The sequence below is a fragment of the Stenotrophomonas sp. PD6 genome (assembly GCF_049199305.1).
In the GTDB taxonomy this organism is placed as follows: domain Bacteria; phylum Pseudomonadota; class Gammaproteobacteria; order Xanthomonadales; family Xanthomonadaceae; genus Stenotrophomonas.
In genome coordinates, this window is record NZ_JBLZQD010000006.1 from 116,010 (window position 1) to 131,048 (window position 15,039).

The window sequence follows — 15,039 nt, forward strand, 5'->3', positions numbered from 1 at the left end:
GATGGCTGGCTTTAAGTCTGTTGGCTGCGGATGTGGGAGATGAAAAAATGATGATATTGGTTGCTGTATTCGTGATTCTCCTGGGAATTTTTGGGTACCTTTCCGTTACAGCGAAGACGCACACGCGCAGAGCGTTTTCGGTGATGGGGATACTTGCCATGAGCCTTGGTGCATACGTATGGGTGCACATACTGGCGCGAGTGGCTGCATCCCAGACCCGGCAGGACATGATCGGGATTGGTGCAGGGGCCATGTTTCTCCAGATCCGCCCGGTGCTCTTTCTTCAAATTCTCATTGCTGTAGTGCTTGCCCTGTGCATATTTCTTAAGAAGAAAACTTAGGCTGGATGTGGCGTCGCTGCGTCTTGAGGAGGGGCCGGTCAACGGAGGGATCGGCCGGTTATTCTGTCAGTGGGTGAACTGGACGTCTGCTACACCGCCACATCGGGAGCTTCGCGCGAGCCGTATCAACAGCAATTGGTCTGTGATTGGAGTTACCTTGAATTGCACGAATCCAGCAGGCTCAGCACCGCCAACAAGAGCCCCTCGTAACGAGTTCACGAAGAGTGAAGATGGGTATGGAATGAGGTTGGGCCTGTTGATGGCGCTGGTAGTGCTCGGGTTCTCTGCTTGTGCGATCACTGGCGGCGATCTGATTGTTCGCGTGAGTGGGAGGCTTCCTGAGGTCGAGGTCGACGATCTTCAAGGTGTCGTCTGCAAGATGGATGCTGTTTCGGCACGTACTGGCGAAAGCTCAATGGGCAAAGTGGTCGCAGCAAACTTTTCAGTGCCGATGATGATGGTTGTTGGGCCTGAGGCAGCTCCCTATTTCTTTGAGGTTGATTGCGAAAACGGCGAAAGATATCAGTCGAGAGAGTTCCTTATCGGCAGTCGTCAGCCTCATTCGAATGGAATTGATGTCGGCGAACTCCAGAAGAAGAAGTAGCTGATTGCTCATTCGTAAGAGCCAAGCTTCAGTGCATTCAGCTCCGCCTTACGGTGCTCCGCTAGTTGTCAGCCCTATCCTCTGAGGGCGCGTGGAGCGCATGCGTACAGGCCAATCAACCTTGACCCACACATTGCAGGTGATGCTGGGCCGACTCGCGGTTGAGGTGGTCTGTGGTTACGATGATGGCTCGAGCATTTGCTTCTATGCTCATGGCGGGCGCGTAGTAGCAATGGCGGTAGGCGCTGGGCCCTGAAGGGCTGAGTTGGCATGCCGGCTGCCCGTGCGACCTTTAGACATCACTTGGGAGCTTCTGCAGTTCGAGCCTACACCATGACCAAAAGAACTCTCGCCACCAGTAGCCTCGTTGTTGTCCTCGCGCTATCGCTCGCGGCGTGTGGTCCTACGACCCAAGCGCAGGAGTTCTACGATGCCTTGAGGCTTCAGGATCAACAGAAAATCAGTGAGATTGTTGCGCAGGGCGCGGATGTCGACAAGACACGTCTGGACGGGTTCCGCCCGCTTCACTTCAGCATCGCGAACAACGCGGATGCGTCGGTTGATTGGCTTCTTGCTCATGGAGCCGACGTGGAATCAGAGGATGGTCGTGGCAATACTCCACTCCTGTGGGCGGTGAGCATGAAGAATGATCGTGTAATCGATATCCTTCTTCGAGCCGGCGCCGACCCCTGCGGTGCGGGAAAGGGTGGAGAGACACCAAGGCAGATGGCACAGGAGTACGCCGATGCGAAAGTTCTGGCCCGTCTAGGGCCGTGCAAAGGCGGAACGTGATCTTCGTGGAATGTCTGAGTCTCGCCACGGCCTGGATGTGGCAGGGTTAGCCAATTCTCCAAGGTCGGAGCGAATCCAATGGAGCGGAGTATGGATGCTGGTGGTAGCTTTCGAGCGTGGGCGATCCTTGCCGGCTTGGTGATCTCGGGCGGCACCGCCGCCGCGGAGAAGTCGGCGTTCTTTGTTGAGAATGCCGGCTCTGTGACCGATGGGTGCCTCGACGTTGGCACTCGAGAGCTGCAGTTTTCATGCCACCGAATTGAATCGGGTGTTGGCACCGTAGTTGCTCTCAGGCTCTACAAGCGCTCCTGGAAGACAGACGGCGCGAGCTTTCGCAAGATGACTGTCTATTTGCCGGCGAACCTGAAGGCAGGAGACCAGCTCTCGCTGGACGACGGCGTGGCACGGGTGTTCTTCAGCAGAGGGTCAAGCGCGTTCGCCGGGAAGCGGGGCTGCTATGGGCGGGCGGAGTCGGGGGAGGTGGAGGTTCTATCGCTGACCAGGAAGATGATCGCCATCAGGGTGAGTGCACCCATTCCGTTGAGTTCGCCACTCGGTTTCCCCAAGGAATGTCCTGGAGCGGAGAACGTAGATATGGTCATTCGGGCCGTTCCCGCGCAGCTTGCTGGGTTGGGCGCATGGGAGGGGCGGCCAGGCCCCACCGACTCCCCCTTTGATGAAGCGAACCCAACGAATTGATTGGGGGCCATTCACCAACGGGTGCGTGCCCGCCATCTTTGGGGGGCATGGGATTCGCGCCAGTCCCACGGTATTGCGCGCGTTGCATGCATCCAAATGTAAATCCAGCGCAGCTCCCTGCACTGGATCAAGGAGCTAGACTCGGATGGACAGTGATCAATTGGTTGAGTTAGAGGCGGTGAGAGTCAAGTACTACTCGACGCACGATGAACAGTGCTTCTTTGACTGGCTCGGACGGATGGAATGTGTGAGGCGCTTCTACGGGCGCGGTGACACCCTGTACATCGTCATTGACAGAGCGCTGCTCAGTCGGCGTGAGGTGCATGATCTCCTGGGATTCTTCTACCGGTACAACATCTCAATGACGCAACTGCGTGTACTGGAGACCCCTGAGTTCTCGAGTTTTCTTCGAGATCGAGATGCCTATTGGAACTATCGAATGTTCAGGTCAAAAGACGCGGCCGCCTGGGTGGCCCGGGGCGGAGTCCAGTCATGACCATGCTGATGGGCCCAACTGTGCGCACCTTCATTCATCGTTCGGCGATGCTGTCTGTCGCGCTGTTGGTTGCGGCGTGTGATGACGGTACTAGAGGTGAGCTCCAGGCGAAGCCCATCTATGGCGACATGAACGGTCTTTACTACGGGGAAATGTGCGAGGCCGGTAGCCAGGAGTTCAGTGGTGATCGGACGAGGGCTATCCGAGTCATCAACGAGAAGGATCAGTGCGCCGTTCTCTACATCGATGGAGTCGATAGGGGAGGGGCCCTCATGATCTATCCCGGGCCAACCAAGCTAAGCGCGAACTGTGGCAGTCTGGTCGAGAAGCTGGTTGGTCATCGTGCTCATGAAACCGTCTTGGCTCAGGTGAAAAGGGCCTGCGCGGGAGCGGGAGAAGGTTAGGGTCGACGGGCGTGCGGAATCTGGCCATGACGCAGGCGGAGCGACGTAAACACCGTTCGGGCAATCAACGGAGTTTGACGTGATCGGGGCCATGGTTGGGAACCCACGTGGTATAGGAAGATGCCGTCGAGCGCTGCCAGAGTGGAAGAGTGATGGGAAGTGGCGACATTGAAGCTGGGATCTTCTGGCTCGGAAATCTACGAAAGCAGGTAGGGAGAACTCCATGAAAGAGGTGTCTGTGGACCTCGTCCTCTACTTACTCGGTGGGATCGGACTACTGGCAATCGGAATAATTCCTTTCCGGGTGGTGCAGACGGTGCGTAGCGGGATCATCTTCGCTAGCCGTGGGGTCCCTTCCCGATACTTGAGACTTCTGATTGCAGTGGCGCTACTTGCACTTCTGTGTCTGGACGCCTTCGTCTTCGCGCGTGTTACCCACTGCCTGACTTCTGTGCATTGTGGCCCTGGTGTCGCTTCGGGTTGGCTGGCTGTGGCTCTGCTGGGTGCCACATACGTTGTCATGGAGCTTGTAGCTGTATCGGTTAGTCTCATGTGGCGTCGCGCTGCGCCTCGTTGACGCAGTAGGGTCCATCTTCGTCGGCTAAGTTCGAAGGTTCCGGGGTTGAGGTGAGTATGCGTAACCACTCTGTTCTCATTTTCATCGCGCTTCTATGTTCTTCGTGTGCTGAAGATCAGCGGGGGGGGCTTCAGCGAATCCGCTGGAAGATGAGCAAGTCGAATGCGCCAAGCCCGCTCGTCTGAAGATAGAGCCATGGGGTAAGGGCGGCGCATCAAAGGCGTGCGAAATCGCTGACGGGCCTTTTGTGGCCGCAGAGGATGGGTACATTCATTTGCGGGGCCAATTCGAGTCTGGACGAAAGGCTGGGGTATGGCGGTGGTATGACCGAAATGGAGTGGTGACAAGGACGATTGACTACTCGGAGCACGCTCCCGGCGCGGAATGACGAGACAGGCCGTCTTTTTGGCTTTCACTGTGGCGTGGCTTCTGGGAGTCGACCTCCCATCTCTTGGAGCAGGGCGTGAGATCCAAGTTCATGTGTGTGCTGGCGATGCTCGCAGCGAGCATGTTCCTCTCGGGCTGTGATGCGCCAGGGGAGGGGCCGCGTGCTGAGCAGGCCAGGGCAATAGCCAATGGCGTCGTGCAGCGGGTCGACGTGTACTACCAAGCGCACGGAGGGTATCCGACCTCACTCAGTGAGATCGATCCGAACCTTGAAGGCGAAGTGCTGGGATCGCCTGAGAACCCGGTACGGATCTTCTACCGTTCTTCGTCCCCGGAGCGGTATGAGATCAATTTCAAATACTACGGCCCGGGGAGCAACATATGCGGGCGGACAAGCGAGTTGGGGCCCGACGACTGGAGTTGTGTCGGGGCGTACTGATGAGGGGGGCGGCGATCAACCGGCCGCGCGTGGTAGCTCACAAACCGGCGGGGTAGAGCGGACTGTTAGTCCGCTGGGTTTCGGGTGGGGCACGCGTGCATGCGGACGGCAGCGGACTAACAGTCCGCTCTACCCAGTCGGGTTCGGTGGCTGTTCGTGCGCGCAATGATCGTTTGCGGCTTCAGGCGCATTGCGACATGCGTTAGTTCCTATCAACCGAAGCTCGTCTATCATTCGGAACAAGCAATTTCCCTTCGCGTGCAGCATTGCGCATGGTGTTGCCTCGGAGCCTGAAACCTCCTTGAGCGCTAAAGTGTGGACGTCCTATGTCGGGAGGGTGGCGAAATACAACACCTTCGCGGAAATACGTCATGCCGTGCGCGTTCAAGCGGATTTCAGCCTCCCGACTCCCTCGCCATTCCGGCGAGGGAGACTTCCTCGGAGGTGGCATATGCGTCGTTCAAAGCCGGATTCACCCTCAAGCCAACAACCCCAAACGCGCATCGGCATGTGTGCGCCCGAGCGCCTGCGTGTTGGATCGCTCAAGCACCCCGCAGGCCATGATCTGCCGGACGGTGGCCGCATTCCATGCATCGTTCTGCGTGGTATGTGGCTGGAGCGGTTCGAGCTGCCAGTGGGTGCGCGTGTACTCGTGGAGGTGGCGCACAAGCGGGTCACGCTGAAGCTGGATGAGACGCCTGTGGTGGTGCCGTACCGGTATCAGGATCACGCGCCGAAGAAGAAGCGGCGGGTGTTGGATGTGACGACGGGCGAGGTGTTGGAGTAGGGCGGCATTGTCGAACCGTGTGGGGTGCCTCCTGGTAGGGTCGCATCCCTATCGACCGCCGCCCGTTTTGGACCGTTCGGTGGTGGCATGACCGTTGGCGAAAGCGCGCGTTTCGTTTTTGGGTCATGCGTTCTTCGCGCCGATCAGTGTTACGTGCAGTCGACCGGAGTCCGACCCTACCGAGCTTCGCGGTGGCGCACCAACAACTGCGTCATCAACGCCCGCAACGCCGGTGGGCGTACCGGCTTGGAAAGGAACCCCCATCCGTTCTCCATCGCCTGCGCCCTCAACGCATCGTCGCGTTCGGCGGTCACCAGAATCACCGGCGGGCGCGCACGCCACAGGGTGCACAGCTCCTCATACAGATCCGGCCCGTGCCACTGGCCCATGCGCACGTCCAGCAGCAACAACTGCGGCACGTTGAGCGCAGAGGCGATCTCCAGCGCCGCCTGTGGTCCATCCGCCAGTTCGACCGAACACCCCCAGCGTTCCAGCAACGCGCGCGTTGCTGCACACACGCGCGGATCATCATCGATGCTCCACACCCGGCAGCGGCGCAGCGGGCTGTCGTCGCCGGGCTCAGGGGCCGCGATCGGCACCGCCGCAGGTGCGGGAATGTCCGCCGCATCGCCCATCGCCACCGTCACTGCGAACACGCTGCCACGCCCCAGTGTGGAGCGCAGGCTGATGCGGTGCCCCAGAAGTCGGCCGATACGCTCGACAATCGCCAACCCCAAGCCGGCGCCGCGTTCCTGGTCCACGCCGTCATCCAACCGGCGGAACTCTTCGAAGATCTCGCCCTGCAGGCTCTCGGGAATGCCCGGGCCCTGGTCGTGCACTTCGATGCGCAGTTGGTCGCCCACCCGCCGGCAGCCAATCAGCACGCGCCCACGCGGGGTATAGCGCAGCGCATTGGAGAGGAAGTTCTGCAGGATGCGGCGCAGCAGCGCTTCATCGCTTACCACCACCGCGCGCGTATCCACCCAGTCCAGCTGCAGGCCACGGCCTTCGGCGGCAATGCCGAATTCGCGCGCCAGTGTTTCCAGCAGGGGCGACAGCGCGAACGCACGCACATGCGTCTGCAACGTGCCGGACTCCAGCCGCGAGATATCCAGCAGGCTGTTGAGGATGGAATCCTGCGCGGCCAGCGCGGCATCCACATGTTCGCTCAGTTCACGCGCATCGCCGCTCAGCTTGCCGCGCAGCACGGAGACGAACATGCGCGCGGCATTGAGCGGCTGCAGCAGGTCGTGCACGGCCGAGGCCACGAAGCGGGTCTTGTAGCGGTTGGCCCGCTCGGCCTCGCGCCGCGCCTCATCCAGGTCGCGGGTGCGCTCGGCCACGCGGTGCTCCAGCGCGTCGGCCAGCGAGCGCAGTTCACGCGCGGTGTTCTTGTAGGCGGTGATGTCGGCATAGCTGGTGACGAAGCCGCCGTCGGGCAGGGGATTGCCGCGGATCTCCAGCACGGTGCCGTCGTCTTTCTCGCTCTCGCGCATATGCGGGCGGCCGCTGCGCAGGTGATTGAGGCGGCGCTCGATCGCCTCATCCACAGGCCCGGGGCCCAGCAGGCCACGGCGCGCGTTGTAGCGGAATGCCTCTTCAATGGGGCGACCCACGCGGATCAGGTCGGGCGGGAAGCGGAACAATTCCAGATACCGCGCATTCCACGCCACCAGCTTCTGCTCGCTGTCGATCACCACCACGCCCTGTGGCAGGTGGGCCAGGCTGCGGCTCAGGCCGCTGTCGGCCTGCTGGGCGGCCTGCAGCACGCCGTCCTGCGCGGTGCGCAGTTCCTGCGCGTGCTGCTGCAGCACCGCTTCCAGCTCGCGCCGGCTGCGCTGGCGGTGCGAGGCCAGCCGCCGCCGCTGCTGCACGAACAGGGAAAGGAAGCACAGCGCGAGCCAGATGCCGCCGGCCGCCAGCGCGGTGCTGCGGCCCACGGCGGCGCTGGCGCCGGCATCGTGCAGCAGGTGCAGCTTCCACTGCGGGTCGGTGAGGGTGTAGGTCTGCCACAGCATCGGGCGCGGTAGTGAGGGCTGTTCCAGCCGCACCATGCGGCCGCCGTCGCTCAGGACATCCAGCGTGCGCGCCCGCAGCGGCTGCAGCGAACGGTCGGCGTACTGGCGGGTGGCCAGCATTTCGCTGCGTTCGGCCGGCGCCAGTGGGCGCAGCAGGCGATAACGCCAGGCATCGCCATTGGCCAGGAACACCACGTCGTGGGCATCGCTGGCCAAGACGATGTCGGTGCTCTGCAGCCACTCCTGTTCGAGTGCGCGCAGTTCGATCTTGATGGCGATCACGCCCAGTACGGCGCCGTTCGCATCGTGGATGGCCTGCGACAGGAAGTAGCCCGGCACGGCGGTGGTCATGCCGGTGCCGTAGAAGCGCCCGCTGCCGGTGGCCATGGCCTGCTGGAAATACGGCCGGTAGCTGTAGTCCTCGCCCACGTTGGTGGTGGGCTGGTCCCAGTTGCTGGCCGCCACGGCAACGCCATGGCGGTCGATGAGGGTCAGGGTGGAAGCGCTGGTGACGTTGTTGGCCTGCTGGAGCTTCAGGTTGAGCCGGTGGCGTTCGGCGTCATTCAACGGCTGCCGCACGGCCTGCTGCAGGTCGGGGTCCAGCGCCAGCACTTCCGGCAGGGTGCGGAAGCGGTCGATGCGCTGCTGCAGGGTCTGCGCGTACAGATCCAGTTGGCGCTGTACCTGGGCGCTTTCGGCCGCCAGGGCGCGCTGCTGGGCATAGCGGCCGGCCACCAGGGCGGCCAGCAGGGTGCCGCCGATCATGACCAGCAGGGTCAGCAGCAGCGGGCGGTAGCGGGAGACGCGGTACATGTCATCCGGGCGGATCTGGGGAGAGGAAAGCACTCACGGTGCATCGACACTGCGGTGGGATAGTAGCGCCGCGTAGTCTGCCGTCCACCCTGGTCGCGGCAGGGGGGGAAGCGTTTATCCGACAAGGGTTACGCAAGGGTTACGCAAGGAGCTTCACATGAAACGTGTACTCATGTTTCCGGTGCTTTGTACCCTGATGCTGTCTGGTCAGGCCAGTGCCCTCCAGTGCCAGGCGGGGCATTCCCAGGTCATTCTTGAGTCTGTGAAGGAGCATCCGCGTGCGCGGATGGACGCGGATGCATCGGCGCCAGGCAACAACGTCCCTGGGCTGACAGCCGAAGAAATGCGGCGTGGGCCAGATCTTTCGACAACGGATTATGTTGTGGATCTCAGGGGCAAACCCGCCCTGACGTGGGCGGAAATCGAGAAGTCCTACAGCTTGGCATCGGCGGTGCTGTATGTCGGTTACAAGCGTCGTGATCCCGCAGTCATGAAGTACGCCGGTACGGCACAAGCCGGCGGCGTAAAATGCATGCGTTTCATTCCATTCAACCCGAGTGAATCCTTCCGGAGCGGTTTGAGTCGCGTCGCGGGAGGCGGGGGAGACCGCTCACCGTCAGTGTGTTTCGTTGACAGCGACAGGGTCAGCACGCATCTTGCCGTTGACGTGAGTGCCCGCGCCAGGCCGTTGGGAGGGACAAGGGCGCCTAAGGAAGAGGACATCTTCATCCAACTTCTCATTGCTCCCAATAAAGGGGGCGAGGATGAGGATAAGGCGATCATCGATTTCCCCTACGACAAGGACTGCACCGGCTAGCGTGACAGCGCGGCTGCGGCAGGGCGCTTCAAACGCCCTGCCGCTGTCTATCAGAAGTGAACCTGGGCGCGCAGTTCGAAGATTTCCGGCTTGGTGCGCACGCCGCGACGGCTGGCGTCGGCCCACACGTAGTTCGCCTGGAACTTGAAGTGGCTGGTCAGGTACCAGTTGGCACCCACGGTCCAGTCGTGCTGGCGGCCGCCGAGCACGTCGCCGTCGTCCAGGTCGATGCGGCTGTAGCGGGCGAGCAGCTCAACGGCGCCATAGTCATGGGCCGGTTTGATGTTGGCCACGGCGCCGGCAGCGTACGGGCGCGATTCGCCGGTGACGACCCAGCTGGCCAGCGCGTACTGGCCGCTGCCGGTGTAGTCCGGCTTGCCGTCACGGGTGACGGTGGTCTGCAGCGCTTCGGCCTGCAGCGAGAACGGGCCGTGGATCCAGATGCCTTCCAGGCCGGTGCGGCGGATCTGGTCGGCAGTGACCAGGGCGCCGGAATCGACCAGGCGGATGTCGGTCAGGCCGGCTTCCGGGCGCGCGCGCAGGCGGGCGCTGGCTTCATGGTGCACGTCGCGGCCATCGCGGTAGCCGCGCGGGTTTTCCTGCGAATAGGCCAGGCCCAGGTGGATGACATCGCCCGGTGCCTTCACCGGGGTCCACACGCCGCGCACGGCCTGGGTGGTGCCCGGGTTGTCGCCCTGCAGGTCCTTGCCGCCATAGGCGCCCACCTGCATGAGGTACTGCGGGCGCTCCAGCACCCACTCGGCGCCGGTGCGGCGGCCGGCGTAGAAGGCCTGCACGGGCAGGGCGGTTTCCATGAAGCTGCCGGCGCGCGAGGAGGTGTTGGCGTCCAGGCCGACCGGGGTCTTCATGTAGCCGAAGCGGAAGCGGCCCACGTCCTTGCCGAACACGGCCTTGCTTTCGAAGCGGAAGAAGACGTCCAGCCAGGTGTCGGCCTGGAAGTCGTAATAGACCATCGCGTCGTACACGCCCTTCTTCTTCAGGGTCGCGCCGAACTCCTTGCGGCGCACCGCATCGTCATCTTCGAACGCGTCGGCGCCGGAGAAGTCGTTGAGGTCGTAGGCGATGTTGGCGGTGGCGGCCAGTTCGGTGCCGTCGCTGAAGGCGACCTTGGTCGGCCAGTTGTCCCAGTCGTAATCGGCTGCGGAGGCGGCCACGGGGGCGGTCAGGGCGGTCAGGGCAATAAACAGGGGGGGCAGGCGCATGGGTTCAGGGCTGGCTTCAAAAAGGGGGCAGAACAACAACGGCCGCGCGCGGTGAAACTGTGGGGCCAGATGGCTCCGGATGACGCGGCAACCCGCCGCCGTGGGGGCGCGGTGCCCTTGCAGTGTAGGCACTGGCGGGGGCTGAACCGGGGGGCTAGTACCAATAGGTTATCTGCGTAGCGGTGCGCTGGGCGTAAAAAGACGACGCCCGATGCCGCCGTCCGCGGCCGGCATCCACCGTGACACTGCCGGAGCTTCCCATGCACGTTCCCACCGCTGCCCCCCTTGCGGCCAAGCCGCTGCCGTTCTACCGCCAGCTGTATTTCCAGGTGGTGGTGGCCATCGTCCTGGGCGCCATCCTCGGCCATTACGAGCCGGCCTTCGCCGAATCGCTGAAGCCGCTGGGCGATGGCTTCATCAAGCTGGTGAAGATGATCATCGCCCCGGTGATCTTCCTGACCATCGTGACCGGCATCGCCGGCATGACCCACCTGCGCACGGTGGGCCGGGTCTTCGCCAAGTCGATGGCCTACTTCCTGTTCTTCTCCACCCTGGCGCTGATCGTGGGCATGGTGGTGGCGCACGTGGTCCAGCCCGGCGCCGGCATGAACATCAACCCGGCCGACCTGGACCAGACGGCGGTGCACAGCTACGTGGAAAAATCCCACGAGCTGACCCTCACCGGCTTCGTGATGGACATCATTCCGGCCACGCTGGTGAGCGCGTTCGTGGATGGCAACATCCTGCAGGTGCTGTTCGTGGCGGTGCTGTTCGGCATTTCGCTGGCCCTGGTGGGTGAGAAGGGCCGCCCGGTGCTGACCTTCCTGGAGGCGCTGACCGCGCCGGTGTTCCGCCTGGTCCACATCCTGATGAAGGCCGCCCCGATCGGCGCCTTCGGTGCCATCGCCTTCACCATCGGCAAGTACGGGGTGGGCTCGCTGATCAACCTGGCCTGGCTGGTGGGCTCGTTCTACCTCACCGCGTTCCTGTTCGTGGCGGTCATCCTGGGCGTGGTCTGCCGCCTGTGCGGGTTCTCGGTGTTCAAGCTGGCCCGCTACCTGAAGGCCGAGCTGCTGCTGGTGCTGGGCACCTCGTCCTCGGAATCGGCGCTGCCCTCGCTGATGGAGAAGATGGAAAAGGCCGGCTGCAGCAAGTCGGTGGTGGGCCTGGTGGTCCCCACGGGCTACTCGTTCAACCTGGACGGCACCAACATCTACATGACCCTGGCCGCGCTGTTCATCGCCCAGGCCACCAACACCGAACTGACCCTGGGCCACCAGATCGCGCTGCTGCTGGTGGCGATGCTGAGCTCCAAGGGCGCCGCCGGCGTGACCGGTGCCGGCTTCATCACCCTGGCCGCCACGCTGGCGGTGGTGCCGGAGGTGCCGGTGGCCGGCATGGCGCTCATCCTGGGCGTGGACCGCTTCATGAGCGAGTGCCGCTCGCTGACCAACTTCATCGGCAACGCGGTGGCCACGGTGGTGGTCTCGCGCTGGGAAGGCGCGCTGGACCGCGACCGCCTGGCCCTGGCGCTGGATGGCCGCGAAGCCGAGCTGCCGCCGCTGGCCACCGACGACCTGCCGTCGCCGCTGACCGCGCCGCTGCCTGCCCCGGTCCGCTGAACACGCCTCCCCCTCGATGTGTGTGTTGCAGGGTCGTGCCGCTCCCCCCTTGGGCGGTACGACCCTGCCTTTTTCGCAGGTATTCTGGTGATGCGGGCTGTCATCGGGTTCCGGCAGTCTGGCGTTGCATACGCCTGCGCACGGCCTTCGATATGTGCGGTCGCAGCATGATCGCGACAGCGTAGCGACAGGTCCACCCACGCCAACGGGGGTATGATCCCCTGTTCCTCTCGCCCATTCATCTGCAGAAAGCGATGTCCAACGAAGATTTCAAACAGGCCGCCCTCGACTATCACCGCATGTCGCCGCCGGGCAAGATCAAGGTCACGGCGACCAAGCCGATGCTGACCCAGCGCGACCTGTCGTTGGCCTATTCGCCGGGCGTGGCACACGCCTGTGAAGCCATCCTGGCCGACCCGCAGCAGGCCAGCGAGCTCACCGCCCGCGGCAACCTGGTCGCCGTCATCTCCAACGGCACCGCCGTGCTGGGCCTGGGCAACATCGGCCCGCTGGCCGGCAAGCCGGTGATGGAAGGCAAGGGCGTGCTGTTCCAGAAGTTCGCCGGTATCGATGTGTTCGACATCGAGATCAACGAGAACGATCCGGACAAGCTGGTCGACATCATCGCCTCGCTGGAGCCGACCTTCGGCGGCATCAACCTGGAAGACATCAAGGCGCCGGAGTGCTTCATCGTGGAGCGCAAGCTGCGCGAGCGCATGAATATTCCGGTGTTCCATGACGACCAGCACGGCACGGCGATCATCGTCGGCGCGGCCGTGCTTAACGCGATGGTAGTGACCGGCAAGAAGATCGAAGACGTGAAGCTGGCCACCACCGGCATGGGCGCGGCAGGCATTTCCTGCGTGAACATGCTGGTCTCGCTGGGCCTGCGCAAGGAAAACATCCTGGCGTTCGACCGTGAGGGCGTGATCCACACCGGCCGCACCGACCTGGACCCGGAGAAGGCGCGCTACGCGCGCGATACCGACAAGCGCACGCTGGCCGAGATCGTGGACGGCGCGGACATCTTCCTGGGCCTGTCGGCCCCGGGCATCCTCACCGCGGACATGGTCAAGACCATGGCCAAGGACCCGGTGATCTTCGCGCTGGCCAACCCGACCCCGGAAATCATGCCGGAAGTGGCGCGCAGCGTGCGCCCGGACGCGCTGATCGGCACCGGTCGTTCGGATTACCCGAACCAGATCAACAACGTGCTGTGCTTCCCTTACCTGTTCCGCGGCGCGCTCGACGTGGGTGCCACCGCGATCAACGAAGAGATGAAGATCGCCTGCGTGCACGCGATTGCCGCGATGGCGCGCCGCGAGGCCAGCGACCTGGGCTCGGCCTACGGCGATGAAACGCCGAGCTTCGGCCGCGACTACCTGATTCCGCGCCCGTTCGACCGCCGCTTGCTGGTGGAGCTGTCGGCCGCCGTGGCACAGGCCGCGATGGATTCGGGCGTGGCCGAGCGCCCGGTGGCCGACATGGGCGCCTACCGCGAAAAGCTGGCCCAGTTCGTCTACCGCACCAGCCTGATGATGAAGCCGGTGTACGACCGTGCGCGCGCCGACAAGCAGCGCGTGGTGTATGCCGAAGGCGAGGAAGAAGTGGTGCTGCGCGCGGTGCAGAACGTGGTCGACGAAGGCCTGGCCTTCCCGATCCTGATCGGCCGCCCGGACGTGATCGAATCGCGCATCGAGCGCATGGGCCTGCGCATGAAGGCCGGCGTCGATTTCGACGTGACCAACATCAACGACGACCCGCGCTTCAACGACTACTGGCAGTACTACCACAACCTGACTGGCCGTCGCGGCGTGACGGTGGCGGCGGCCAAAAACCTGATGCGCTCGCGCCCGACGCTGATCGCGGCGGTGATGGTGGCACGCGGCGAAGCCGATGCGCTGCTGACCGGCGTGGTGGGCCGCTTCCACAAGAAGCTGGGCTACGTGCGCAGCGTGCTGCCGCTGGAATCGAAGGTCACCTCGACCTCGGCCATGACCGGCGTGATCAACCAGCAGGGCGTGTTCTTCTTCGTGGACACGCATGTGCAGGAAGATCCGACCGCCGAGCAGATCTGCGAGGCCACGCTGCAGGCGGCTTACCGCATGAAGCTGTTCGGGATCGAGCCGAAGGTGGCGTTGCTCTCGCACTCCAACTTCGGCAGCCACGATTCCAAGGACGCGCTGAAGATGCGCACCGTGCGTGAGCTGCTGCTCAAGCGCAACCCGCGTTTGAATGTGGACGGTGAAATGCAGGGCGACACCGCGTGGGACGAGGCGCTGCGCCAGAAGCTGCTGCCCGACAGCACGCTGAAGGGCCGCGCCAACCTGTTCGTGTTGCCCAACCTGGAAGCGGCCAACATCGCCTACAACCTGGTGCGCGTGTTCACCGACGGCGTGGCGATCGGCCCGATCCTGATGGGCGTGGCCAAGCCGGCGCATATCCTGACCACCAGCGCGACCTCGCGCCGCGTGCTCAACATGACCGCGATCGCGGCGGTGGATGCGCAAATCCGCAAGCAATTGGAATCGGAGAAGGCCTGAGGCCTTCACCTAATCCAGTTGTTACCGCGCATCGCGCGGTCCGGTTTCGCAACGCGAAACGCGGATTGGGTAGCTACCGACTGTTAGTCGGTAGACCTTGAAGAAGGGACCGGTGCACCGCACCGGTCCCTTTTGCATTTGAGGGTGCCCGTACCAACCAACGTTGAACCGCAACGAACCCGCAGCCCAACCGTCACCGCGCTGCAACCTCCCCAGTGCCCAATACCCCCACGCGGCCCGGCCGTGGCGGCGGTCCGCTGGACCCCGCCACCCTGGGCCCGACCATTTCCCCCCCTCTGGAACGGCGCCATGCGCACTCGTCCTGCAAAGCGGTATTTCAAGCAGTTGTTCGCGTTGTACGCAGGATTGGTCGGCGCCCGCTGACCGGCGAGGAACCCCCGGGGTGGGGGCATCGGCCCCACCCGGCGTAGAGCCACGCCATGCGTGGCTGCTGTTCGATCAGGCACCGCGCAGCCA

The 15,039-nt window shown here is 63.4% G+C and carries 13 protein-coding genes; 11 read left to right on the top strand and 2 right to left on the bottom strand.

Going from position 1 to position 15,039, the window contains the following annotated elements; all coding sequences use genetic code 11:
• Nucleotides 1-50 precede the first annotated feature (50 nt).
• The 8 genes from ACOZHM_RS10990 (at nt 51) to ACOZHM_RS11025 (ending at nt 5,526) form a co-directional block, all read left to right on the top strand.
• Nucleotides 51-341, top strand: coding sequence for a hypothetical protein (locus ACOZHM_RS10990; RefSeq protein ID WP_421569287.1), 291 nt, complete (start codon nt 51-53; stop codon nt 339-341).
• 259 nt (nt 342-600) lie between these two features.
• Nucleotides 601-945, top strand: a complete 345-nt coding sequence (locus tag ACOZHM_RS10995; RefSeq protein ID WP_421569288.1) for a hypothetical protein — start codon at nt 601-603, stop codon at nt 943-945.
• A gap of 333 nt (nt 946-1,278) precedes the next feature.
• Entirely contained in the window at nt 1,279-1,737 is a 459-nt protein-coding gene (locus tag ACOZHM_RS11000; RefSeq protein WP_421569289.1) for an ankyrin repeat domain-containing protein, read from the top strand.
• Between the two features lie 90 nt (nt 1,738-1,827).
• Nucleotides 1,828-2,436, top strand: a complete 609-nt coding sequence (locus ACOZHM_RS11005; RefSeq protein WP_421569290.1) for a hypothetical protein — start codon at nt 1,828-1,830, stop codon at nt 2,434-2,436.
• Between the two features lie 145 nt (nt 2,437-2,581).
• Nucleotides 2,582-2,932, top strand: coding sequence for a hypothetical protein (locus tag ACOZHM_RS11010; RefSeq protein ID WP_421569291.1), 351 nt, complete (start codon nt 2,582-2,584; stop codon nt 2,930-2,932).
• Nucleotides 2,929-3,336 carry a hypothetical protein gene (locus ACOZHM_RS11015; RefSeq protein WP_421569292.1) on the top strand — a complete coding sequence of 136 codons (408 nt, stop codon included), beginning with the start codon at nt 2,929-2,931 and terminating at the stop codon, nt 3,334-3,336. The genes ACOZHM_RS11010 and ACOZHM_RS11015 overlap by 4 nt, the downstream gene beginning before the upstream one ends.
• A gap of 1,040 nt (nt 3,337-4,376) precedes the next feature.
• Nucleotides 4,377-4,739 (top strand): hypothetical protein, encoded by a 363-nt coding sequence (locus ACOZHM_RS11020; RefSeq protein WP_421569293.1) that lies wholly within the window; start codon nt 4,377-4,379, stop codon nt 4,737-4,739.
• A 451-nt stretch (nt 4,740-5,190) separates the two neighbouring features.
• Entirely contained in the window at nt 5,191-5,526 is a 336-nt protein-coding gene (locus tag ACOZHM_RS11025) for a hypothetical protein (protein ID WP_421569294.1), read from the top strand.
• Between the two features lie 176 nt (nt 5,527-5,702).
• On the opposite strand, the gene ACOZHM_RS11030 is transcribed toward ACOZHM_RS11025, so the two are convergent.
• Nucleotides 5,703-8,357, bottom strand: a complete 2,655-nt coding sequence (locus ACOZHM_RS11030; RefSeq protein WP_421569295.1) for a PAS-domain containing protein — start codon at nt 8,355-8,357, stop codon at nt 5,703-5,705.
• Nucleotides 8,358-8,514: 157 nt separating this feature from the next.
• On the opposite strand from ACOZHM_RS11030, the gene ACOZHM_RS11035 reads away from it, so the two are divergent.
• Nucleotides 8,515-9,174 (top strand): hypothetical protein, encoded by a 660-nt coding sequence (locus ACOZHM_RS11035; protein WP_421569296.1) that lies wholly within the window; start codon nt 8,515-8,517, stop codon nt 9,172-9,174.
• Between the two features lie 50 nt (nt 9,175-9,224).
• Here the strand turns inward: ACOZHM_RS11035 and ACOZHM_RS11040 are convergent, their stop codons facing one another.
• Nucleotides 9,225-10,397 (bottom strand): OprO/OprP family phosphate-selective porin, encoded by a 1,173-nt coding sequence (locus ACOZHM_RS11040; RefSeq protein WP_421569297.1) that lies wholly within the window; start codon nt 10,395-10,397, stop codon nt 9,225-9,227.
• Nucleotides 10,398-10,657: 260 nt separating this feature from the next.
• Here ACOZHM_RS11040 and ACOZHM_RS11045 point away from each other — a divergent pair, with 260 nt between their 5' ends.
• Nucleotides 10,658-12,019, top strand: a complete 1,362-nt coding sequence (locus ACOZHM_RS11045) for a dicarboxylate/amino acid:cation symporter (protein ID WP_421569298.1) — start codon at nt 10,658-10,660, stop codon at nt 12,017-12,019.
• Between the two features lie 254 nt (nt 12,020-12,273).
• Entirely contained in the window at nt 12,274-14,562 is a 2,289-nt protein-coding gene (locus tag ACOZHM_RS11050; protein ID WP_421569299.1) for an NADP-dependent malic enzyme, read from the top strand.
• The last annotated feature ends 477 nt before the right edge of the window (nt 14,563-15,039 follow it).